This window comes from Mesorhizobium sp. M8A.F.Ca.ET.207.01.1.1, from assembly GCF_004794715.1.
GTDB lineage: Bacteria > Pseudomonadota > Alphaproteobacteria > Rhizobiales > Rhizobiaceae > Mesorhizobium.
Window position 1 is genome coordinate 122,069 of sequence record NZ_SRUS01000006.1, and the last position, 22,787, is coordinate 144,855.

At 61.0% G+C, this 22,787-nt stretch carries 24 protein-coding genes and 3 tRNA genes; 15 read left to right on the forward strand and 12 right to left on the reverse strand.

Annotated elements, in window-relative coordinates; genetic code table 11:
• Nucleotides 1-76: 76 nt before the first annotated feature.
• Nucleotides 77-1,195 carry a DUF2157 domain-containing protein gene (locus EN850_RS18945; protein WP_135880527.1) on the forward strand — a complete coding sequence of 373 codons (1,119 nt, stop codon included), beginning with the start codon at nt 77-79 and terminating at the stop codon, nt 1,193-1,195.
• Nucleotides 1,192-1,776 (forward strand): GDYXXLXY domain-containing protein, encoded by a 585-nt coding sequence (locus EN850_RS18950; protein WP_135880526.1) that lies wholly within the window; start codon nt 1,192-1,194, stop codon nt 1,774-1,776. Before EN850_RS18945 ends, EN850_RS18950 begins: the two co-directional genes overlap by 4 nt.
• Nucleotides 1,777-1,886: 110 nt before the next feature.
• Here EN850_RS18950 and EN850_RS18955 read toward each other — a convergent pair.
• Nucleotides 1,887-1,969: transfer RNA gene (locus EN850_RS18955), tRNA-Leu, on the reverse strand.
• A gap of 359 nt (nt 1,970-2,328) precedes the next feature.
• On the opposite strand from EN850_RS18955, the gene tig reads away from it, so the two are divergent.
• The 5 genes from tig (at nt 2,329) to EN850_RS18980 (ending at nt 7,398) form a co-directional block, all read left to right on the forward strand.
• Nucleotides 2,329-3,804: a trigger factor gene (gene tig, locus EN850_RS18960; protein ID WP_127872647.1), complete on the forward strand. Its 1,476-nt coding sequence runs from the start codon at nt 2,329-2,331 to the stop codon at nt 3,802-3,804.
• A 151-nt stretch (nt 3,805-3,955) separates the two neighbouring features.
• Nucleotides 3,956-4,480, forward strand: coding sequence for a hypothetical protein (locus EN850_RS18965; RefSeq protein ID WP_167531454.1), 525 nt, complete (start codon nt 3,956-3,958; stop codon nt 4,478-4,480).
• 285 nt (nt 4,481-4,765) lie between these two features.
• Entirely contained in the window at nt 4,766-5,146 is a 381-nt protein-coding gene (locus EN850_RS18970; RefSeq protein WP_135880525.1) for a cytochrome c family protein, read from the forward strand.
• Between the two features lie 22 nt (nt 5,147-5,168).
• Nucleotides 5,169-6,104 (forward strand): heme o synthase, encoded by a 936-nt coding sequence (locus EN850_RS18975; RefSeq protein WP_136092015.1) that lies wholly within the window; start codon nt 5,169-5,171, stop codon nt 6,102-6,104.
• Nucleotides 6,105-6,585: 481 nt separating this feature from the next.
• Complete coding sequence (locus EN850_RS18980; RefSeq protein WP_127276667.1) at nt 6,586-7,398, forward strand: DUF2189 domain-containing protein; 813 nt, start codon at nt 6,586-6,588, stop codon at nt 7,396-7,398.
• Between the two features lie 55 nt (nt 7,399-7,453).
• On the opposite strand, the gene EN850_RS18985 is transcribed toward EN850_RS18980, so the two are convergent.
• From EN850_RS18985 to map, 8 genes are all read right to left on the reverse strand, one after another.
• Nucleotides 7,454-7,927 carry an aminoacyl-tRNA deacylase gene (locus EN850_RS18985; protein WP_127276669.1) on the reverse strand — a complete coding sequence of 158 codons (474 nt, stop codon included), beginning with the start codon at nt 7,925-7,927 and terminating at the stop codon, nt 7,454-7,456.
• 182 nt (nt 7,928-8,109) lie between these two features.
• Entirely contained in the window at nt 8,110-8,511 is a 402-nt protein-coding gene (locus EN850_RS18990; RefSeq protein ID WP_136092016.1) for a cytochrome C oxidase subunit IV family protein, read from the reverse strand.
• Between the two features lie 9 nt (nt 8,512-8,520).
• Nucleotides 8,521-9,240, reverse strand: coding sequence for a heme-copper oxidase subunit III family protein (locus tag EN850_RS18995; protein WP_136092017.1), 720 nt, complete (start codon nt 9,238-9,240; stop codon nt 8,521-8,523).
• Between the two features lie 13 nt (nt 9,241-9,253).
• Complete coding sequence (locus EN850_RS19000; protein WP_136092018.1) at nt 9,254-9,958, reverse strand: cytochrome c oxidase subunit 3; 705 nt, start codon at nt 9,956-9,958, stop codon at nt 9,254-9,256.
• Nucleotides 9,955-11,724 (reverse strand): cytochrome c oxidase subunit I, encoded by a 1,770-nt coding sequence (locus EN850_RS19005; protein WP_136092019.1) that lies wholly within the window; start codon nt 11,722-11,724, stop codon nt 9,955-9,957. The genes EN850_RS19000 and EN850_RS19005 overlap by 4 nt, the downstream gene beginning before the upstream one ends.
• 20 nt (nt 11,725-11,744) lie before the next feature.
• Nucleotides 11,745-12,623, reverse strand: a complete 879-nt coding sequence (locus EN850_RS19010) for a cytochrome c oxidase subunit II (RefSeq protein WP_136092020.1) — start codon at nt 12,621-12,623, stop codon at nt 11,745-11,747.
• A gap of 151 nt (nt 12,624-12,774) precedes the next feature.
• Nucleotides 12,775-13,536: a DNA repair protein RadC gene (gene radC / locus EN850_RS19015; protein WP_127276682.1), complete on the reverse strand. Its 762-nt coding sequence runs from the start codon at nt 13,534-13,536 to the stop codon at nt 12,775-12,777.
• 445 nt (nt 13,537-13,981) lie between these two features.
• Nucleotides 13,982-14,809: a type I methionyl aminopeptidase gene (map, locus tag EN850_RS19020; RefSeq protein ID WP_136092021.1), complete on the reverse strand. Its 828-nt coding sequence runs from the start codon at nt 14,807-14,809 to the stop codon at nt 13,982-13,984.
• A 200-nt stretch (nt 14,810-15,009) separates the two neighbouring features.
• Here map and EN850_RS19025 point away from each other — a divergent pair, with 200 nt between their 5' ends.
• From EN850_RS19025 to EN850_RS19060, 8 genes are all read left to right on the forward strand, one after another.
• A complete protein-coding gene (locus EN850_RS19025; RefSeq protein WP_127872641.1) occupies nt 15,010-15,432 on the forward strand; it encodes a hypothetical protein in 423 nt (140 codons plus the stop codon).
• 111 nt (nt 15,433-15,543) lie between these two features.
• Nucleotides 15,544-15,783 carry a hypothetical protein gene (locus EN850_RS19030; RefSeq protein ID WP_136092022.1) on the forward strand — a complete coding sequence of 80 codons (240 nt, stop codon included), beginning with the start codon at nt 15,544-15,546 and terminating at the stop codon, nt 15,781-15,783.
• Between the two features lie 191 nt (nt 15,784-15,974).
• The gene (locus tag EN850_RS19035) at nt 15,975-16,271 is read left to right on the forward strand and encodes a DUF982 domain-containing protein (protein ID WP_127276690.1); all 297 of its coding nucleotides are present in this window, start codon (nt 15,975-15,977) and stop codon (nt 16,269-16,271) included.
• A gap of 166 nt (nt 16,272-16,437) precedes the next feature.
• A complete protein-coding gene (locus tag EN850_RS19040; RefSeq protein ID WP_127276698.1) occupies nt 16,438-16,701 on the forward strand; it encodes a DUF6074 family protein in 264 nt (87 codons plus the stop codon).
• A 344-nt stretch (nt 16,702-17,045) separates the two neighbouring features.
• Nucleotides 17,046-18,284: a pilus assembly protein TadG-related protein gene (locus tag EN850_RS19045; RefSeq protein ID WP_167531455.1), complete on the forward strand. Its 1,239-nt coding sequence runs from the start codon at nt 17,046-17,048 to the stop codon at nt 18,282-18,284.
• A complete protein-coding gene (locus tag EN850_RS19050; protein ID WP_127276692.1) occupies nt 18,281-18,730 on the forward strand; it encodes a TadE/TadG family type IV pilus assembly protein in 450 nt (149 codons plus the stop codon). The genes EN850_RS19045 and EN850_RS19050 overlap by 4 nt, the downstream gene beginning before the upstream one ends.
• Nucleotides 18,720-19,124 carry a TadE/TadG family type IV pilus assembly protein gene (locus tag EN850_RS19055; protein ID WP_135921474.1) on the forward strand — a complete coding sequence of 135 codons (405 nt, stop codon included), beginning with the start codon at nt 18,720-18,722 and terminating at the stop codon, nt 19,122-19,124. The genes EN850_RS19050 and EN850_RS19055 overlap by 11 nt, the downstream gene beginning before the upstream one ends.
• 133 nt (nt 19,125-19,257) lie before the next feature.
• Nucleotides 19,258-19,333 (forward strand) — tRNA-Cys (locus tag EN850_RS19060).
• Between the two features lie 97 nt (nt 19,334-19,430).
• On the opposite strand, the gene EN850_RS19065 is transcribed toward EN850_RS19060, so the two are convergent.
• From EN850_RS19065 to EN850_RS19075, 3 genes are all read right to left on the reverse strand, one after another.
• Complete coding sequence (locus EN850_RS19065) at nt 19,431-20,570, reverse strand: hypothetical protein (RefSeq protein ID WP_136092023.1); 1,140 nt, start codon at nt 20,568-20,570, stop codon at nt 19,431-19,433.
• Between the two features lie 527 nt (nt 20,571-21,097).
• Nucleotides 21,098-21,919 carry a sterol desaturase family protein gene (locus tag EN850_RS19070; protein WP_245520682.1) on the reverse strand — a complete coding sequence of 274 codons (822 nt, stop codon included), beginning with the start codon at nt 21,917-21,919 and terminating at the stop codon, nt 21,098-21,100.
• Nucleotides 21,920-22,545: 626 nt separating this feature from the next.
• Nucleotides 22,546-22,620: transfer RNA gene (locus EN850_RS19075), tRNA-Glu, on the reverse strand.
• Nucleotides 22,621-22,787: the final 167 nt, after the last annotated feature.

Below are 22,787 nucleotides of genomic sequence, written 5' to 3' on the forward strand. Positions count from 1 at the left end.
CCAGAATCAGAAAGTGCCGTGACGTCAACGGTTTGGGTGCGTCGGTTAAAATGACGACCGGGTGGGGAGAGAGGACATGGCGGGGTACTCGACACGGATCAGGGCCGACATCGAGCGGTGGCGGCAGGCAGGACTGATCGACGCCTCGACGGCAGACGTGCTGAGGCGCGACGTCGAGGTCAACGCCCGCCAGTCGCTCAGCTTCGGCTCGATCCTCGCAATGATGGCGGCCCTTCTCTTTGGAGCCGCCATCCTGATCTTCGTCGCCGCCAACTGGGATGCGATTCCGCGCCTGGCGCGGGTGGCGGCGCTATTTGCCATTATCCTCGGCGGCTATGTCGGCGGCGCGGTGCTGAAGACGCGCGACCACGCGGCAATCGGCGAAGCGCTGTGGATCGTGGCGGCGGCCGCGTTCGGCGGCTCGATCGCGCTGATCGGCCAGATGTACCATTTGTCTGGCGACGAGGCTTCGGCTCTGGTCACCTGGGGCGCCGGCACGGCGTTGGCGGCGGTGGCGCTGCGCTCAAACCCGCTGACCGTGGCAGCAGTTGGCATCGCCGACGCCTGGCTATTCCTGAAAGGGTTCGATTATTACAGCCGCAGCGGCTTTCCGCATGCCTTCGTCGTCATGGCAATCGTGCTGTTTGCCATCTCGTTCTGGACCCGCAGCCAGCCGGCGCGGCACCTGATCATCCTGTCGCTGCTCTTCTATCTCATATTGCTGGCGATGGATCATGCGACGCTGCCGGTAGCGATCCCGCTGGTCATCGTTTCGGCGCTGCTTTTCGCGGGTTCGGTCTTTGCGCCGGACCCTGTCGACAGGATCGTGCAGCTCGGCGGCCGCTTGCCGCTGCACGCATTGCTCGGCTTCCTCACCGGCCTGGCCATCATCCAGTTCGAACTGGCCGACGAAAGTACCTACAACAGCGGCTTCGCCATCGCTTCGGTCGTCGCGCTGGCCGGCATCGTCGCGGCTATCGTGCTCGCAGGGCGCGAGAGCCGGGGCCTGCGCTGGCTTGCCTATCTCGGTTTCGCCTTCGAACTCGCCATCATCTACGTCGTGACCTTGCAGTCGATGCTCGATACGGCCGGCTTCTTCCTTGCTGCCGCGGTACTGCTCGGCGTGCTTGCGATCGTCATCATCCGCGTCGAAAAACGCATGAAGGGTCCAGTCAGCGGGGGAGCCACGGCATGATGACCGGAAAGAGGCTTGTCATCTCGGCGCTGGTGCTGGCGCTCGTCCAGATCGGATTCCTGAGCTGGATCATCGCTGGACGGGCGGCGATCCTGCGCAATGGCAAGGAAGTGCTGCTGAAGATCGAGCCCGTCGACCCACGCGATCTGCTGCGCGGCGACTATATCATCCTCGGCTACGACATCTCGCGCATACCGGTGAAGATGATCGCCAACATTCCGGCCGACAAATTCTCCAGCGACGATACCTCGATCGTGGTCCGGCTGAAAAAGGGCGCCGATGGCTACTGGACACCGACCATCGCCTGGTTCGGCAAGGCGCCGACGCCGGCCGCCGCAGAGGAGGCCGACATTTCGGGCCATGTCGCCGCCGGTTGGGACCTGCGTGGCGAAGGCATGACAATCGCGCCGGATTACGGCATCGAACGCTTCTATCTGCCCGAAGGCGAGGGACTGGCGATCCAGACCGACATGCGGGTGCGGCCATTCGGGATCAAGCTGGCGCTCGCCGCCGATGGCACGGCGCAGATCAAGGCGCTGGTGGATGGCGACAAGACGCTGTTCGAGGAGTCGCTTTACTAGGTCGTGGGAGGCACGATAACGCCGGTCCTCGTTCGCCAAGGCTTCGGAGGACACTCCTTCGTCTAACGAGCTTCGTGTGGCCTGCCACCCAAAGTTCGAAGAGCGAAGGGTGGTGCGGGTAGAGGGACTCGAACCCCCACGATCTCTCGCCAGAACCTAAATCTGGTGCGTCTACCAGTTCCGCCATACCCGCGTGGCCCGGCAATCCCATGTAGCCATCATTCTGTCAATGTCGGAGACAACATGTCGGGTCAGGACCGAAATGTGGTTATTCGCCTAAACGCGAAGACTGTTGAAAATTAGGCTCGCCTGTGACAAAAGGCGTGTCAAATGTGACGGGACGCGACGATCCGCTTCTGCAGAATGTGATAAGAAGTAGGAAAAACAAGAACTTATTCACATTTTGGAACGCAGTTTGGGAGAGTTTGAGCCGCATTTCCGGTCAAATCGCCAGGTTCCGTACCAAAAGCCATTCCCGGCAAGAATTACCGGCAGGCTGTGAACGGCAGGGAGCCGTTTGGCAGTCTCATTGGTGAAAACAAAGGTTTTACGATGCAGGTCACCGAAACACTCAATTCCGGTCTCAAGCGCGAGATCAAGATCACCGTGCCGGCCGGTGATATGGAAGCCAAGCTGATGGCCCGGCTGTCGGATGCCCGCGACAAGGTCCGCATCAACGGCTTCCGTCCGGGCAAGGTGCCGGTGCAGCACCTGCGCAAGGTCTATGGCAAGTCGTTCATGGCCGAAGTGGTCAACGAGATCCTCAACGACTCGACCCGTTCCATCATCACCGGGCGCGGCGAAAAAGCCGCCATGCAGCCCGAGGTCATCATGACCGAGGACGAGAAGGAAGCCGAGAAGATCCTGGCCGGCGGCGCCGACTTCGAATTCCGCCTCAACTATGAGGTCATTCCGGCGATAGAGATCAAGGATTTCTCCGACATCAAGGTGACGCGGCAGGTGTTCGACGTTCCCGATTCGGAAATCGACGACCAGGTCAAGCGCGTCGCCGAATCGGCACGCAGCTACGAGCCGAAGGCCGGCAAGGCCGCCGAGGGCGACCGGGTCAGCATCGACTATGTCGGCAAGATCGACGGCGAGGCTTTCGCCGGCGGCGCCGGCAACGACCAGCCGCTGGTGCTGGGCTCCAAGGAGTTCATTCCGGGCTTCGAGGAACAGCTGATCGGCACCAAGGCCGGCGACGAGAAGCAGGTCACCGTAACCTTCCCGGAAAACTACCAGGCGGCGCATCTGGCCGGCAAGGAGGCGACCTTCGACGTCACCGTCAAGGAAGTGTCGAAGCCGGGCGAACTGGAAATCAATGACGAGACCGCCAAGAACCTTGGCCTGGAATCGCTTGAGCGCCTGCGTGACATCGTGCGCGGCCAGATCGAGAACCAGTTCGGCTCGATGACGCGCCAGAAGGTCAAGCGCCAGCTACTCGACCAGCTCGATGCGGCCTATTCGTTCGAAGCACCGTCGAAGCTCGTCGAGGCGGAGTTCAACAACATCTGGGCACAGGTCAACCGCGACCTGGAGGCCGCAGGCCGCACCTTCGCCGACGAAGAGACGACCGAGGAAGAGGCGCGCGCCGAGTACATGCGTCTGGCCGAGCGCCGCGTGCGCCTTGGCCTGGTGCTGGCCGAGATCGGCGAGAAGGCCGGCGTCACCGTGTCGGACGAGGAACTGCAGCGCGGCCTGTTCGAGCAGGTTCGTCGCTTCCCGGCCAACCAGCAGCAGGAAGCTTTCGAGTTCTATCGCAGCAACCCCGAGGCGCTCAACGCGCTCAGGGCGCCGATGTTCGAGGAGAAGGTTGTCGACCACCTGCTCGAACAGATCTCGGTCACCGACGTCAAGGTCAGCAAGGAAGAGCTGATGGCCGACGACGAGGAGGCCGAAACCGCGACCAAGGCGAAGCCGGCCAAGAAGGCCGCCGCGAAGAAGGCTGACGACAAGAAAGCCGACGACGCGGAAGAGCCGAAGAAGAAGGCCGCACCGAAGAAAAAGGCGGCCAAGGACGCCGAATAGACCGGACATTCCAACGAATTCCGAAAGGCCGCCTCCGGGCGGCCTTTTTCGTTGCGAAATTGCAACATCGGATTCGTTCCTGGTGGGCACCGGTGGCGGTGCGAAGCCTTGATCATTATCTGGTTGGTTGGAAGACCAGAGGTAGTTGGCAATGTCGTTGCGGGTGTTCGTGGAACTGAGGCGCGCTGCCGCCACCGTGTTTTTCCTGGCCTTGGCCTGCGGCGCTGCCGGGGCCGGCACGGACAATTGGCGTTTCGATACCGGCAATGACGGCCTCGTCACCGCCTCTCTCTATGCCACTAACAAGTTGATCACCGGGGGCGGCGCGCTGAGCTACAGCCCGGTGCTGACAATTGCCTGCCGGGCGGACGGCGAGCCCGCCTGGACCGAATGGCTGCAGTTGAACGACGCGGTCTCCGCCAGCCGGAAAATCACCATGTCGGTCACGATCGACAGGGACAGCAAATTCGACGAGAGCTGGTCGGTCGGCACACGCGCCAGGATGCTGATGCGCGATGGCGCCGACGGCATAAAGCGCCTCGTTCCGGCAAATCGCCTGCTGCTGTCGTGGCGTTTCGGACTGCTGTCCGGGCGCGGTCAGGCCGATTTCGACCTGGCCGGCTTCGGTGAGGCGGTCAGCCAGATTGCCGCGACTTGTCAGACGGAAGTGCCCTGAGCCACCGCAGACCGCCTAAAGCGCGTCGCGTCGCAACGGTTTGACGCGCTTTTGGCCTTTGCTTCCATGCATCTCGTTGTTCCCGAAACCGTAATCAATTTTGGGCGACATGCATCAAACCTTCGTACGGTCGACCTCTTCTACCTGCCAGCCAGATTCTGTGGTATACAGATGCCGCAATTCCATATGGGGAGAAGCGGATAATCTGTTCTCCCGTGCAAGGCGCATGGTACCGACATGCGCGCAGATCGTCTCAGGGACATTTGACGATCAGGAGGAAATGCCATGCGCTTGATCGCGTTTTTCGCCGTCGCCTCTGTTGCAACCTTCATCGCCAATCCATCGCAAGCTCAGGACGCTGCGGCCGGTGAGAAGGTCTTTACCAAATGCAAGGTTTGCCACATCGCGGACGAGGACAAGAACAAGATCGGTCCATCGCTGCATGGCGTCATCGGCCGCACCGCCGGTACGCATCCGGATTTCAAATATTCCGATGCCATGATCGCCGCCGGCAAATCCGGCGTCAAATGGGACGAACCGACATTGACGACCTACCTTCATGACCCCAAGGCCATGGTCAAGGGGACCAAGATGACGTTTCCCGGCCTCAAGACCGATGCGGACGTGGCCAACGTCATTGCCTATCTGAAACAATTCTCTCCGTAACCCTGTTTTTTCACCGGCTGAAATGTCGACCCAGGAAGGCCGCCTCAAGGATACCGGCATCCGCCTCTCGGAAGCGACAGCGGGCGACTTCTTCGCGCTCTTGAAGCCGCGAGTGATGGCGCTGGCCGTATTCACCGCTTTCGTCGGCCTGATGGTGGCGCCCGGCGCGATGAATCCGGTCATTGCCGTGATTGCAATCGGTGCGATTGCAGTCGGGGCAGGGGCGGCCGGGGCCCTCAACATGTGGTACGACGCCGACATCGACGCGCTGATGTCTCGCACATCAAAGCGGCCCGTTCCGTCGGGCCGCGTCACGCCAGGCGAAGCTCTCGGCTTCGGCCTGGTGCTTTCGGCGCTTTCGGTCATGACGCTCGGCGTGCTGGTGGGGTGGCTTGCCGCGCTGCTGCTGGCCTTCACCATCTTCTTCTACATCGTCATCTATACGATGTGGCTGAAGCGCTCGACGCCGCAGAACATCGTCATCGGCGGCGCGGCGGGTGCCCTTCCTCCGGTCATTGGCTGGGCGGCCGCGACTGGCGCCGTCGGCATTGAGAGCTTGATCCTGTTTCTGATCATCTTCCTGTGGACGCCGCCGCATTTCTGGGCACTGGCGCTGTTCAAGGTCGGCGACTACGCGGCTGCCGGCATTCCGATGATGCCGAACGTGGCCGGCCAGGCCTCGACCAGAAAACAGATATTCGCCTATTCACTGTTGTTGGCGCCGATCGGCGTGCTGCCCTGGATGCTCGGATTCGCGAGCGCGTTTTATGGGATTGCGTCGGCTGCATTGGGCGCGGGTTTTATCTGGCACGCCTGGAAGGTTCTGGTCGTTGCAGACAAGGAGACGAAGCCTGCGAAAGCGTTGTTTGCCTTCTCGATTTTCTATCTTTTCGCGATCTTTGCCACACTGCTTGCCGACACCGTCGCAACACGGGCGTTCATGTCAGCCGGAGGTTGACGCCGTTGTTGCCACACCCGCCGGCTCGACACCGCCAGTCCGCAATTGTTGCGTTGAAGACCCTGCGAGCAGACCAGGATCGGCTCCGAGATCAAGATGGTATTGCCCAAAATCCCAGGATCAGCAAAGCGACTATGCCAAGGCCGAGTATGAGAAGCGTCCTTCCGTCCATGACCTTCACCTTTGACCCGGCGCATGAGCCTGAAAATCGAAATCGATCTTCAGCAGGAACCATGCGTCAATCAACGTGGTACGGCGCCCTTCGCGTGTCTAAAAAGGGCGCGCGTCGCTGTACCAGAATATCGAAAAAACCCCGCCGGAGCTAGCCAGACCGGCGGGTCTCCCTCTGACAAAGCGCGACAAGTCTCCGGCAAGAGAGTATGTTGTTTGCGGTGCAGGTCGCGGTTTTGCGTGGCCAGTCACACAGAACGGCAGCACCACGAAACCGCGACCTTACCGGACCAGGTCTGGAGGAACGGTCATGGCAAGCTTTCACGTGATTGCAGGTTCCAGCGAGACGCTGGAACATATCGGAATTCGAAAAATCGGTGTTTCCGACCTTTTCGACGCGCTCAAGCGGGGCGTCGACGATTTCATGGTCAAACCATCGCACATCGTTTTTCTCTGCCTGATCTATCCGCTGGTGGGAGTCGTGCTCGCCGCCTGGACTTCCGGCGCCAATGCTTTGCCGTTGTTGTTTCCACTGGTCTCGGGTTTCGCGCTGGTTGGCCCGTTCGCGGCGATAGGCCTCTATGAAATCAGCCGCAGACGGGAAGCCGGGCTCGACACTTCCTGGCGGCACGCATTCGAAGTCAGAAATTCTCCGGCGCTCCCCGCCATCGCGGCGGTCGGGATCATGCTTCTGGCAATCTTCATCACCTGGCTTTTGACGGCGAAACTCTTCTACGAATATCTCTTCGGTCCCGCTCCGCCGGAATCGATATCCAGCTTCATCAATGAGATATTCGCCACCGGACGCGGCTGGTCGCTGATTGTCCTGGGGCATGCCATAGGCTTCGTCTTCGCAGTGGTGGTTTTGTGCACAACGGTTGTCGCCTTCCCATTGCTGCTCGATCGCGACGTCGGCGCCTACGAAGCCATTCACACCTCGGTGCGTGCGGTGCTGGCGAACCCGATCACCATGGCTGTCTGGGGACTGATTGTCGCCGTCGCCCTGATCATCGGGTCGCTGCCGGTGTTCGTCGGGCTGGCCGTCGTGTTGCCGATCCTCGGTCACGCCACCTGGCATGTCTACCGCAAGGTCGTGGAGCCGCCAGCCGGGTCGGCGAGTTGAGGACCTTGCGCCTCCCTGCATCGGCGAGGTGCCGGTGCAGGGCTGATCGAAGCCGTCAGGAAGCCGGGTGACTGAAGCGGCCCTGGTATGCGCCCATGGTCAGATTGCGGAAATCCTTGCCGCTGACATGCACCAGCGTTCGATGGTCGCCGCCTTCGAAGTAGACGTCGGCGGCGTCGCCAAGGCTTTCATCGACGATCACCGGCACATCGTAGGCGGCGCCGATCGGCGGGATGGCGCCAGTGTCGCAATCATCGAAGAGCAAAATCACCTCGTCTTCGGAAGCAAGGCCAAGACGCTTGTCCATGACGTCTTGCAACCTGCCAAGTTCGATCCTGTGGGTGCTCGGAACCACGGCCAGCGTATAGCCAAGCTCGTGGTGAACGACCACGGATTTCGCCATGATGCTGCCGGGCACATGCGCGGCTAGTGCCGCCTGCCGGCTTGTCGACGTGCGATGGTGAGCGACGGTGTCGTAGGAAATTCCCTTGCCGTCGATGAAGTCCTTCAATTTGTTTGCGATCGTCATCCTGGCCTCCCTTGTTTGAGCATGTTCTTTTCCGAACCGAAGATCAGCACGGCAAGCCTGAGTCCATTTTTAGGAAAACTGGACCAGCGGCCGATAGTTTCAAGGCGCCGGCAAGAGGGCTGCACGCATGCGAGATCCGTGGGTTCTGCCCGGAAATGCCAAGGGCAAATCTGGTGTGCGCGTCAGGGGCCGGCTCCGAAAAACGACAGCCGGGTGAAAAGCGTGTAGTCGGCCTCAAAGACCATCATGGTCACGAACACCAGCACCAGTATCGGCGGCAGAATGATCGCATAGGCCAGCGCCAGCCGTTCCCAGGCCATGTGCATGAAGACAGCGACGATCAGCCCTGCCTTGAGGATCATGAAGATCAGGATCAGCGACCATCTGAGATAGCCGTGAAGGCCGAAATAATCGACCAGGTAGGAGCAGGTGCTGAGGATGAACAGCCATGCCCAGACCACCAGATAGAGCTTGATCGGATGTTCCTGTTGCAAGTCGGCATGTACGATGGCCGCCGGCGCTTCATGTGCATGGCCAGTGTGAAGTGCGTGTTGCCCCAGGCCGTTTGCGGTTGCTTCAGCCATATCTGCCTCTCACCAAAGATAGAAGAATGCGAAGATGAACACCCAGACCAGATCGACGAAGTGCCAGTACAGCCCCATGATCTCGACATTCTCGTAGCGGCCCGTGCGGCTGGTGAAGAATCCGCGCCGGCCGGTGTCGTAGTCGCCACGCCAGACCTTGCGGGCCACGATGATCAGGAAGATCACCCCGATCGTCACATGGGTCCCGTGGAAACCGGTGATCATGAAGAAGCATGAGCCGAATTGCGCGGCGCCCCAGGGATTGCTCCAGGGCCGCACCCCTTCGGTGATAAGCTTGGTCCATTCGAAGGCTTGCATGCCGACGAAGGTCGCGCCGAGTGCCGCGGTTACAAGCATGAGGATCGCCGTCTTGCGGCGGTCGCGGCGATAGCCGAAATTGACCGCCATGGCCATCGTTCCGCTGCTTGAGATCAGCACGAAGGTCATGATGGCAATAAGGATCAGCGGGATATCGGAGCCACCGATGCGAAGCGCAAAAACCTCACTCGGATTGGGCCACGGCACACGCGTCGAAATGCGCGCGGTCATGTAGGAGAGCAGGAAGCAGCCGAAGATGAAGGTGTCGCTGAGCAGGAAGATCCACATCATGGCCTTGCCCCAGGACACGTTCTTGAACGCACGCTGATCTGAGGACCAGTCGGCGGCAATGCCTTGCCAGCCCGTGGGCCGTGGTTCCGTCTGGCCGATATGTGTCAGTGTCTCTGCCATCCGCTTGATCCTCTCAGGTCAGCAATCGTTGGCAAATGTCGTCGAATGTCGCGGCCCAGCCGGCCAGCAGCGCGAAGATGGCGAGCCAGACGAAGAGCAGGAAATGCCAGTACATGGCGCACAGTTCGACGCTGAGGCGAAGCCGCTCCGGCCGCGCTCCATTCCAGGCGCCGGCGGTGGTTCTGCCGAGGCCCACAAGCCCGCCCAATATGTGCAGGCCATGCATGCCGGTGATCAGGTAGAAAAAGCTGTTGGCCGGATTGGAGCTCAGGAGATAGCCGTCGTCGGTCAGTTGCCGCCATGCCATGAGCTGTCCGATCAGGAAGGCGAGCGCCGTGAGCCCGGCGGTGACAAGACCGAGCCTGACCATGTCGACTTGGCCCCTGCGCGCCGCCACCGAGGCGCATTGCAGGGCTACGCTGCTCAGGATCAGCACGCCGGTGTTGAACCAGAGCAGCCGCGGCAGCGGCAGCGGCTGCCAGTCCGACACCGTCATCCGCATGAAATAGGCGCTGGTGAAGAGCGCGAACAGGCAGCCGACAACGGCGAGGAAGACGCCGAGGCCGATCTTGGCGGTGGGCAGCGCCGACCTGTCGAAGGCGACAAAATCGCTGGCCAGGCCTTGCTCGAGCCATGGCTTGCCCATCAGCCTCTGGTGTGAAAGCCACCATCCGGCAAAACCGGCAATGACGAGCAGGAAGACCAGGATGACGCTCATGCCGGTTCCCTCGAGGGGCCGAAGGAGCCCGGCATGTTCTGCGGGATGAAGTCCTCCTTTGCACCCGGTACGCTGTAGTCATAGGCCCAGCGGTAGACGATCGGCAGATCCTTGCCGAAATTGGCGTGGGCCGGCGGTGTATGCGGCGTCTGCCATTCGAGGGTCGTGGCCCGCCACGGATTGCCGCCGGCCTCGCGGCCATGGCGGATGCTCCAGATCAGATTGAACAGGAACACCATTTGGGCAAAGCCGACGATGAACGCCATGATGCTGATGAACGAGTTCAGGTGGTGGGCCGACTCCGTCATGATCGTCATGTCGGTCAGTTCGGCATAGCGCCGCGGCACGCCCATCAGGCCGAGATAGTGCATGGGAAAGAAGATCAGGTAGGCGCCGAGGAAGGTGACCCAGAAATGGAACCGGCCCAGCATCTCGTTGAGCATCCGGCCGGTGACCTTCGGGTACCAATGGTAGATCGCGCCAAAAACCACGAGGATCGGGGCGACACCCATGACCATATGGAAGTGGGCAACGACGAACATGGTGTCGGACAGCGGGACATCGACGACGACATTGCCGAGAAACAGCCCGGTCAGCCCGCCGTTGACGAAGGTGACGATGAAGGCCAGGGCAAACAGCATCGGTATGGTGAGATGGATGTCACCGCGCCACAGTGTCAGCACCCAATTGTAGACCTTGATGGCCGTCGGAATGGCGATGATCAGTGTCGTGGTGGCGAAGAAGAACCCAAAATAGGGGTGCATGCCGCTGACATACATGTGGTGTGCCCAGACCACGAAGCTCAGCGCGCCGATGCCGACGATGGCCCAGACCATCATCCGGTAGCCGAAGATGTTCTTGCGGGCATGGGTGCTGATCAGGTCGGATACGATGCCGAAGGCCGGCAGCGCCACGATGTAGACCTCGGGATGGCCGAAGAACCAGAACAGGTGCTGGAACAGGATCGGGCTGCCGCCATTGTGCGGCAATTGCTCGCCCATCTCGGAGATCGCCGGCATGAAGAAGCTGGTGCCGAGCGCGCGGTCGAGCAGCATCATCACGCTGGCGACGAACAGCGCCGGAAAGGCAAGCAGCGCCATGACGGTCGCGGTGAAGATGCCCCAGACGGTCAGCGGCAGGCGCATCATCGTCATTCCGCGCGTGCGGCCCTGCAACACCGTCACCACATAGTTCAGGCCGCCCATCGTGAAGCCGATGATGAACAGGATCAGCGACGAGAGCATCAGGATGATGCCCCAGCCCTGGCCCCCCGGTGTGCCGCTCAAAATGGCTTGTGGCGGGTACAGCGTCCAGCCGGCCCCCGTCGGTCCGCCGGGCGCAAAGAAGCCCGACACCAGAACCAGCACGGCGAGCAGGTAGATCCAGTAGCTCAGCATGTTGACATAGGGAAAGACCATGTCGCGGGCGCCGACCATCAACGGGATCAGGTAGTTGCCAAAGCCGCCGAGGAAGAGGGCGGTAAGCAGGTAGATCACCATGATCATGCCGTGCATGGTGATGAACTGGTAGTAGGCCTCCGGAGTGATGAAGTCGAACGTGCCGGGGAAGCCGAGCTGCAGCCGCATCAGCCAGGACAGCACCAGAGCGACCAGACCGATGCCCGTTGCTGTCGCCGAATACTGGATCGCGATGACCTTGGCGTCCTGCGAGAAAACGTATTTCGTCCACCAGCTGCGCGGATGATAGAGTTCCACTTCCGCGACTTCGGCGGGCGGGATGCCGTCCGCAGGGGTGATGTCGACCATAGGAACACCTCCGGTCCTTCTCAGCGAGCTCCGGCCGTTTCGAGCTTTGCTGCAATTTTCAAACCCGTCGTCTTGCCCGGCGCCTGCTCTACCGAACCGGTTTGCAGTGGCGCCGACAACTGCGCGAAAGTCTGCTGCTGGCCAAGCCAGGCCACGTAGTCCTGCTGCGTGTCGACCACGACCACGCCATGCATCAAGGGATGCCCTTGGCCGCAGAGTTCGGCGCACAAGACCTGAAAGGTCCCGGTCCTGGTCGGAGTGAACCAGAAATAGGTGACCGAGCCCGGGATCATGTCCATCTTGGCGCGGAATTCCGGGATATAGAAATCATGAAGCACGTCGATGGAGCGGAGCAGCATCTTGACCGGCTTGCCGACCGGCAGATGCAGATCGGCCGCTTCGACCACGACATCGTCCTGACCATTGGGATCGCCGCCGATCACGCCCAGTGGATTGTCGGCGGAGACGTCGCGGGTGTCGGATGTGCCAAGCTTGCCGTCCTTGCCGGGCAGACGGAAACTCCACTGCCACTGCTGGCCGACGACTTCGACGTCGGTTGCGTCGCTTGGGACGTTGACAAACCGGCTCCAGACGAACAGGCCGGGAACCAGCAACGCAGTGACCCCGACCGCGGTGACGATCGTCAGCCACGATTCGAGCCGCTTGTTTTCAGGTTCGTAGGCAGCCCGGTTGCCTTCCCGATGACGGAAACGGAAGACGCAATAGGCCATGAATAGAACCACTGCGGCGAACACGATGCCGGTGATCCAGAAGGTGATGATGATGGTATTGTCGATATAGGCCCAGTTCGAGGCAATCGGCGTCCACCACCATGGGCTCAGCAGGTGAAACAACACTGAGCCCACGACGATCAAAACGAGTACAAGCGCTACGGCCATGTCCCGTTCCTCCAGGCATTCCGAGAGGCGCGAAGCCGTCCAGGGAAATACCTGGCCCATTATAGCTTATTTTGGGGTCGCAATTCTAGAGCCGACTATGTTGATTGAAAAATCCCGGCTCTTGCCCTTGGCCTGGCGCCAGTCCCGCCGTCTAGATCAGCAGCAGGCCCTTCATGCTGGAATAGCCTTTTCGCCCGATGATGATGTGGTCGTGGACTGAGATGCCCAGCCGCTTGGCCGCTTCGATGATCTCTTTCGTCATCTCGATATCGGCGCGTGACGGCGTCGGATCGCCGGAAGGGTGGTTGTGGACCAGGATGATCGCCGTGGCGGACAGTTCGAGCGCGCGCTTGACCACTTCCCTGGGATAGACGGGCGTGTGGTCGACCGTGCCGGTCTGCTGCACTTCGTCTGATATCAGCGCGTTCTTCTTGTCGAGGAACAGGATGCGGAATTGCTCGCGCGCCTCGAACGCCATGGCCGAGCGGCAATAGTCGAGAAGCTGCTGCCATGAGGCCAGGACTTCGCGGCCGTGGATCTCGCCGCGCGCCATGCGCTGGGCGGTCGCCGCGACGACCTTCAGTTCGAGCGCCACGGCCGGGCCGATGCCCTTGACCTCCTGCAACAGGCCGACGGGCGCGCCGAGCACCTCGGCCAAGGTGCCGAAGCGGGCGAGCAGCGCCTTGGCCACCGGTTTGGTGTCGGCGCGCGGGATCAGGCGGAAGAGCAGGAGTTCCAGAAGCTCATAGTCGGGCAAGGCATCCGGACCGGCCGACGCAAAGCGCTCGCGCAGACGATCGCGATGGCCGAGATAATGCGGCTTTTCATCGGCTGCCGCCTTGGCTCTCGCCGCCGACCGCACCGGCACCTCGGAGAAGAAACTCCGCTCATCGTCGTCGCCTTGTGTCGCCATGTGCCGCCCATATCCAGCCCGCAGCTGAGTAATGATCGCTGATCCCCACGAAATACTAGGACGGCGGACAGGGGCGGTCGAGGTCTTTTGTCTTTTCAACGCCGTCAATCAGCCCACAGCCGTCGAGCAGCCGGAATTGCTCCCCAGTCGGCGGCAAGGAATGAGTAGTCTCCAACTTTCGCGCAATGTTGCGGCAATGGGGGGCGCGCAAGCCGGGAGATCCTGCGCATGCTGGATCGCCGCGAGCGTTATCGGGAAAGGCACGACTATTACCCGCGCGAACGCTACGATCCATGCACCGATGGCAGGGTCAGCGATGGCCGTCCGCGCAGTTGCCGGGAAATAATGCGCTGGTTCCGAGACCAGGACGAGGACGAAGACTGGCGGCCACGCTAACACTGGAAATAGGCGCGAAACAAACCAGATGATGGAGGGCGGCGGCCTCCTAGGCTGGCAAGCCGGGGCGGTCGAGCTTTTTGGGCGACAGCGTGAAGATCTCGCAGCCGGTGTCGGTCACGCCGACAGTGTGCTCATATTGCGCCGACAACGAGCGGTCGCGTGTCACCGCCGTCCAGCCATCCGACAGCACCTTCACATGCGGCCGGCCGAGGTTGATCATCGGCTCGATGGTGAAGATCATGCCGGGGCGCATTTCCACGCCTTCATTGGCATTGCCGTAGTGCAGGATGTTGGGGGCGTCGTGGAACAGCTGGCCGACTCCGTGGCCGCAGAAATCGCGCACCACCGAGCAGCGCTCGGCTTCGGCATAAGTCTGGATGGCGGCGCCGATGGCGCCGGTACGCGCGCCTGGCCTGACGGCGGCGATGCCGCGCATCAGGCATTCGTGGGTGACCTCGAGAAGGCGTTCGGCCGCCCGCTTGATCGTGCCGACCGGATACATGCGCGAGGAATCGCCGTGCCAGCCATCGAGGATGTAGGTCACGTCGATGTTAACGATATCGCCATCCTTCAGCGGCTTGTTGTCGGGAATGCCGTGACAGACGACGTGGTTGATCGAGGTGCAGGACGATTTCGTATAGCCGCGATAGTTGAGCGTGGCCGGCAGTGCGCCGTGGTCCATGCCGAACTCGAAGACGAAACGGTCGATCGTGTCGGTGGTGACGCCGGGGTCGACCATCGGCACCAGTTCGTCAAGGCAGCGCGCGGTGAGGTCGCATGCCTTGCGCATGCCGGCAAAGCCTTCCTCGCCATAAAGGCGGATCTGGCCGGTGTTTCTGAGCGGTGCCGTGGCGGCGTCGAGATAGGTGACCATTTTGTCCGTATAGAAGGTGGCGCGCCGCAGGAGTGCTGGCGCTAAGATGTCACCAGATTTGGCACTTGGGGGCGAAAGGTTCAAGGAAGAACTGCCTGATGCGGCTCCAGCGCCGGGATATTCGCATGCCGAGGCGATCCTTTTCCCGGTTTTGCATGGCGTTCGCTTTCCATTGTGGCCATCGTGCGTTAGGCGGGGTGATGTTTTGGAGGTCGCATCCGTTCCCGGCGGTCCGGCGCATCAAGTCCCTTGAATCGCCACTGACGGCAGCCTGCTCATGTCTGATGGGCCTGGTGCTGCTGGCGATGCTGTGTCTCGGCCGGCCGGACACGCCCATTTCCTGGGATGCCGCGCAAGGCGGTGCCAGCGTTGGCCTTGAACGGTCGGGTGAGGTCGCAGCGCTGCTGCGTGTCGCCAACAAGGCCCAGGCGCTGGAGGTTCGCGGCGCCCGGCCGGTGCTTGCGAAGTTCGCCGGCGGCCATCCGGCCCTCCCGGTTCCGCAGGCTGTCTTCCGTCGCCCCGCCCCGACGTCGCCGGAGATGTTTGTCGCCGGCCATGGGCCGGTCTGCGCGCCCCGTGTCAGCACCAACCAGCCGCGTGCGCCTCCCTCCACGCGAGCCTGAGCGGTCCGGGACCGCACGTTCACCTCCATTCCAAGCCATTCGCGTCGCAACCCGTGCGGCCGCCGAGAGCCGCGCATTGGTGGCGCGGCGCGTCATTTTCGGATCATTGCAATGCAACAGCGTATCAAGACATTCAAAAGCCTGTCACGCGCGGCCTCGGCTGCTTCATTTCTTTCCGTCCAGGCGCTCATCGGTATCGGAACCGTTTATTGGGCGATCGCCGAGACGCTCTTTTTGTCGAGAACCGGAGCGCTCGTCCTCGGCGCCCTGTTCGCCTTGCCGTCAGCCTACGTTCTGCTGACGGTGGCGCGGATGGCCTTCGACGCGGAGACCGATCCGGCCAACCAGTGACCGAGGGTTCAAGACGTCCGTGTTCGAAAGTTCACGGACGTCTGCTGGTCCTTGCCGCAGCAAACGGTCGCGGTTGACTGCGGCAAATCGTCCGCTTCCGCAGTGGCGACACATTCTCACGACATAAGATGGCGAGCAACTTTTTACGACGAGCGGCGTTGCTTGGGCGATGCCGGTTCGGGAGATGTCGGATGGACAGATTGCAATTCGAGGTGCCGGTGCGCATTGCACCAGGTCCCGGCTTGCCCGTCGAGGAAATCTACGGCGTCGAGCAGGCGCTCGATTTTCTGCAGGACTGGCCGGCACGCCGGCAGGGGCCCGTGTATCAGAAAGCCTTCAATGCCTGTTTTGGCGCGACCGTCGATGTGGTCAAGACCGAAGACGCCTGCCGGGCGTTCATGGCGTTCTGCCGCGTCACCGGACTTATGGCGGGCGACATGATGGCGCCACGCAAGCGCGGCGGTGAGGCGCGAGCACTGCAGGCTTGAGAGCCGCGCCGAATGGCGTAAACCAGTTCAGCTTCGAGTGCGTATGACAATTCGCGTGCGGGGAATGCATTGGCCGGCGCCGTTAAGCTTCCGTTTCCACTTTCGCGGTTAGCCATTGCTTGTTCGGCAATGGTTGATTCGTTGCGTCAGTTTCATGGTTCGGAAGATGTCCCCAGAAAAAGTCCGTGCGTTCCCGATCGATCGTCAGTTATTCTTGGTCAGGGAAGTTGCCGCCAGGCTCGGCAATCTGCATGGCGAGACCGCCACCTCGTTCTGGAAGGCAAAAGCGGCGGAGTTGCTCGATCTCGTTGTCGGGACGGGCAGGGACAGAACGGCGGCCAGTGACGAAGTACGCAGGTTTTTCGTTGCCGTACAAAGAGAACTGTTGGCTGGGTCGGTTGCTGAGCCAGCTCCAGTTCTTTCCGCCTGAAGCAGATATCATCCCAAAGATCGCGCTACTGGTTCGAGTTTTCTTGGCTCATCCTTCGAGTCGGCCACTGCCGGTGCCGTCGCATGTTGTTGGGGCCAGACGGCGCTGATCCCAGTTCGCGGTGATAGGTCCTAAGCCGGGCCGCTTGATCCTGTCCCCATACCGGCTCCCCCATGCAGCGCGGCGTGGTCGTTTCGTCCGGGAACGGTAAACAGCCGGCGCCCCGTCCGTTGGCCCCCTGTTCGTCCAGATGGCCGCGTGCACCCATTAAGAATGGCGGCCTTCATCAAAAATGAGCCAAAGTTTTTAGCGTTCATTCATACATGCGTGTTTTCTAATGGATTATGGTGTTCAACTGCTTCACCCGAATCCGGCTCATGGCGGCCAGCATGCGCCGCAGCAGATCGGCGAATGTCGCCACCATCTTTGCCCTCACCTTGCCGATCGTTGTCGGTGCGGCGGGTTTTGGCGTGGAAACCTCCTATTGGTACTATAACAGCTTGAGACTGCAGGCCACGGCGGATGCCGCAGCCTATGCCGGCGCACTGGAGCAGATCTCGGGTTCGGATACGCCGACGATCGTCGCTGCCGCGACCCAGTCTGCTGCAACGAATGGTCTTGGCGCCGGCACGATCGTCGTCAATACACCGCCGGCATCCGGGCCGAACACAGCCAAGAAAGCGGTTGAAGTTATCGTCGGCCAAAAGCTCAATCGTATGTTCACCCTGATCTTCACCCAGAGTCAGGTTCCAGAACAGGCGAGGGCGGTGGCGCTCATCACTGACGCATCCAAGGCCTGCCTCCGGGCGCTCGATCCCTCGGCCTCGCAGTCGGTGCTCGTCTCCGGCAGCGCCAGCATGAAGCTCACCGGCTGCGTCATCATGACGAATTCGATCGCCCAAGACGCCATTAAGGTGCAGGGATCGGCGGCTCTCCAGGCCGACTGCCTGATCTCGGCGGGCGGCGTCGTGCTGAACAATCCGGTGACCACGATCTGCAAGGCGCCGATCACCCAGGCCTTGCCCATACCCGATCCGTTCGCCAGCGTGCCAGCGCCTGCCGCCAGCAACCCATGCCAGACTCTCAAAAATAATAAGACGACGCAAACAATCCAGCCCGGGACTTATTGCAGTGGCATGGACCTCTCCGGAAATGTCACGCTTTCGCCCGGCGTCTATGTCGTTCAGGGGAATTTGAAGATCAACGCGGGGGCAGTCGTCACGGGCAGCGGCGTCACCATCTTCATGGCGGGCAGCAGCACCGTCAGCATGAACGGGAATGCGACCGTGACGCTCAGCGCGCCTCAGTCGGGCACCTATTCCGGTATGCTGTTCTACGGTGACAGGACAGGCATGGCGGCGCAGAGCACCTTCAACGGTACTGCAGATTCCTTGCTGACAGGCGCCATCTATTTCTCCAAGCAGCAAGTCAACTACCTGGGCAACTTCTCAGGCAAGAATGGCTGCACACAGGTTGTCGCCGACACTATCCAGTGGTCCGGCAATTCCACGATCAATCAGGACTGCTCGAGTCTGGGAATGAAGGACCTCCCGGCGGCGGCGTCAGTCGCGATTGTCGAATGAAGCCCGGGGCCTATCGATTGATTCCAGCCATTCGCGAAGACGCGGGCACTGCCGCGGTTGAGTTCGCGATGGTCTTGCCCATCCTGTGTCTGGTACTGCTCGGCATAGCCGACGGCTGGTCATACGTCACGAGTTCGCTGTCGATGCGCGCCAGCGTGAAGACGGCAGCGAACATGCTCTTGGCGGGCTCGGCCGACGACAGCGCGACGCAGGCCGCAGCACTGGCGAACTGGGAGAGGATGCCGGACGACGGTCAGGTCACGCTGAGCCGGATCTACAAATGCGGAACGACCGTGGTCGACGCTTCGACCTTGTGCAGCGGGCCGAAGGCACCGTCGGTCTTTGTCCAGATCGACGCATCGGCGACATGGACACCTCCCTTCACCTTCGGCGTCTTTTCCGCCCCCAGCACGATCGGCCAGCAGGAGCTGATCCGTGTTCGGTAATGCGGGAGGCTTCAAGGCCGATCGATCGGGCGGAGCCGCGCTCGAATTCGCGCTCATCGCACCGTTCCTTATCATGCTGCTATTCGGAATCTTCGCCTTCGGCTGGTCGATGAATTCGGCCTCCAGCGTTCGCTACACGCTGGAGGCGTCCGCACGGTCCCTGCAACTTAACAACACGTTGTCCCAAACTGCCCTCCAGTCGATCGCGACGCAGAAATTGCAGGCCCTGGGCCTTCACGATGTCAACGTCACGATCGCCATCGATCCGGCGAGCGGCGGCTTTCGCATGGCGCATCTGACCGCCACCTATGCCTTCGTCATAGACTTCCCATACTTCGACGACTTCCCGATCAATTACGCGACGACGGTGACCGTGCCGCTGGTCGGCAGTTAGACACGCAGTCTGACCACGAAGCTGCTGGCCTCGAGCCCCGTGGTCAGGCTCTTTTCCGCAATGGGGTGTTGCCGAAACTTTTACCCAAGACATGAAGAATCTTTAAACTTCTGCACGTTACCAAAGCACGCATGGCCTCGTGGCGGAGCGGCTACGCTAGAGACTGCAAATCTCGGAAGCCTCGGTTCGATTCCGAGGCGAGGCCTCCAAAATTCCGAAGCAATGGACTGGCTCGGGCGGAAGTAAATCCCATTCCCGGTTCATTTCCGCGTCACGCCGAGCGATTCCGCGTGGCCGCAAAAAGCTCTATCGGAACAGATATTTCGAGACCTCGGGATTGCCGCGGCGCCACATCACATTGTCCAGGAAATAGTGGTGCACGTTGATGAAAATCAACACGATGAAGAAGAACAGCGACGATCCCAGCACCTCCTGGTCATAGGGGATAAGGGCCGTCAGCGCGGTCGGAATCAGCCAGAAACCCAGACCGCCGAGGAGGAGGCCAGCACTGATGAACTCCAGAAGCCGCACCCTGTAGGCCGGACCAAGAATGGACAGGATTCCGGACGGCGGAACTTTCTCGGCATCGCGCCCGTCACGCTCGACATTGCTCTGGTAGCGCCATACCACCGCCAGGTACTGCAAGGAATGGAGCGCCGGCACCACGAGCAGCCAGAGCGGATTTGTCCTTACAATCAGAATCCAGAGATAGAGCGACGCGACGTAGGCGATGACGCCGTTATATGGCAGGCTGCCGCCATTCCTGCCCCAACGATTGATCAGCATCACGGCAGTGGCGGCCGTTGACGCGGCCGCGGCCGACAGCGCAATCGCATTGAGCCATGCAGGGGTGGCAAACGTATAATACTCCAGTCCCAGGTACTTTCCCCGGCTGACCGCCGTGTTGGTCTGAAGCCATGCGAACAGCCAGACGGCATAGCTGTTGATCAGCAGGATTTTCTTGTCCGGATCGGTGAAGAACCTGCGCTTCAGGACGGCATCCACCATCAACATGCCGTAGCCTTGCTTGACGTAGTGCCAGCCGACGAAAAAGAACATCGCGTTGGTTGCGTTTCCCAGCAGCCGGGCGTTCGCCGTGATCGAGCCGTAGGCAAAAAATGCGCCCATGAGCAGGGGAACGACGATGCCGGCGAAGATGTAGCGGAGCTGGAGGTTCCTGTCGTAGCCGTCGCCGCGCAGCTTCCGTCCGAAATTGCGGTAGAAGAGTTGGTATGAGTGGGCGAAGTGCGGATAGTTGATCACATAAGCCAGGAAGAGCATCGTCGCCGCCACCAGACTTTCGTACCTCAGTGGCACGAAGTACAGCGCCGGCAATATCAGGAATGCGCTGCCGCCAAGCATCAGAAAATCCGCGAGCGGACCAAAGAGATATTTTGGGGGCGTTGCCGCGGAAGCGCGTACATCGGCCGAAAGGTGAACCGTCATATGAGCGCTCCTTTCGCATCCATTTAATCACCGGCCCGTCCGCTCGACAAGATAGAGGAGCCGAGCGGTCAGCGCGAAGGCATGGCTGCAGCCGACGTCGTAACCCGCGATATTATCGACATGGTGCCGCCCCCGCCAAATCGCATCGGCCAGGCATTCGCCGCGTAGGATCGGGAGAGAGACCGAGGTCTGATAGACTGGCGTTGGTGGCCATGAGGAGCGCGCCGTTGCGGCCTCGCAAGCTCGTTTTTGCCGCGCCGATCGACCATCCCGCCACGAGCGAAAGAGCCGAGACCCGGGTTGTCATTTGAGGATGAAGTAGATTGGGATGAGGATGGAAAAAGCCGCGACGCCAGTGAGAAATAGGTCTGTGGTCATGCACCGTCGCGGTGCGCGACGTACACGAAATGTCGGTATCTACGCAAAACCCGCCCCCATTTGCCCCAACTGAGCATCGCGTAATCACGGCAGGAGCGCAAGCATCGTCTAAATTAGGAGTGCGCAATCATCTAACCGTAGCGCAAGCTTCACGGTTCCGACCGCGGTCTATCCCCGGTCGTGACCGCCTTGCGCGGTACCAGGGGATAACCGATCTGGCCAAAGATGTTTGAGGGGATCGGATCGTCGACGCCGTACTTGGCCGGCATTGAGGCTGTAGGCACGCGATAGGTGCCAAACACCAGGTCGATGAGCGCCAGTTGGCCGGCGAAGTTGCGGTCATAGGCGGCTCGCTCGCCGGCATGGTGCCAGTGATGGAACTGCGGACCGGCGATCAGCCAGGTCAGCGGCCCGAAGCCGATCTTGGTGTTGGAATGGACCAGCATCGTGTGCCCCATATAAATCACCGAATAGAGCGCGATGGCCTCGCCGCTGAAGCCGAGCAGGAACACCGGCAGCAGCGCCGTTGCCTTGGTGACGATCTGGTCGACGGGGTGGACGTGGAAGGCGGCGAGGCAGTCCATTTCCTCGACGCTGTGATGGATGGCATGGAAGCGCCAGAGGATCGGGACGGCATGAAAGGTGCGGTGCGCGGCGTAGACGCCAAGGTCGGTCAGCACGATGATTTCCAGTACCTGCATCCAGGTCTGCTGGCCCGCCACCCCCGTCGTCACCCTGTCCGGCACCAGCAAGGCGAGCGCGCTGAAGATCGGCACGAAGATCAGGCCGCCGACGAAGTTGACGACGAAGCCGTTGAAGGCCGCGTAGGACAGGTCGTTGAAAAAGCCCTTGCGAAAAATCCGTTGCAGCCGCCGCAACGGAAACAGCCGTTCCAGCGGAATGAAGATCAGCAGGCCGATCGCGACCGCCTTCAGGCCGAACAGGTCGGCGATCTGCTGTATCGCATCCACGCCCCCAACCCTCCCAACGGACAGAGAGGATATCCAAAGCACCGCGATCACTGCCGTGCAAGGCGGAAGGTGTATAGGAGGTTAATTCCTGTTCGGCGCTAGGTCAGCCAAAGCGCGTAACGCTTTATCCATGCCTCGTCTCTTTGACGCCTCAGTTCGTATTCCGGCACCAATGCCGAGTTTACGACGGCGGCTGGATGCCTCGGCCATATATGATCGCCGGCTTTCTGCACGCCCCAAATGGCGATCAGCACGACGGTCGTTACACCGCAGACTCGTCCAAAAGATAGTCGTTCCATCGGCACCGGTCCCCTCTGCCGCCAGGGATGATGAGCAAATAGTCCCAACAAAGCATGAACGAGCGGTCCGCTGAACGGTCCCTCGCAAACGTCAACCTCTCTTTGCACGGCTTTCATGGATAATCAGCGCGATTACCAGACGTTCGAATTGGAGGCACTGCGTGCGCGACCACGGACTGAAGGACCGCCGACCAAGGGCTGGACACCATGGAAAGCCGGCGCCGGTATTCCTCCGTCCGCAGCCGAACTGTTCAAGCAAATTCACTGGCGTTATTCGTCGGATATTCGACGCATCGTCTCAAAACGGAGCTCAGTGCTTGAAAGATCTGGTACGCCCAAGGGGAATCGAACCCCTGTTACCGCCGTGAAAGGGCGGTGTCCTAACCGCTAGACGATGGGCGCGCTCAGACGAAGCGGCTTATACTGACGTTGCGCGCAACCGGCAACCCGTTAGGTGCCGCCTTGGACAACTTTTTTCCGGCCCGCCAGATCAGCGATTTCGCGAGGGTTGGCAGGGCCTGGCAATTTGCGGTGACGTCAGTCGCTTCGTCGTCCTCGGGCCGTCGCGA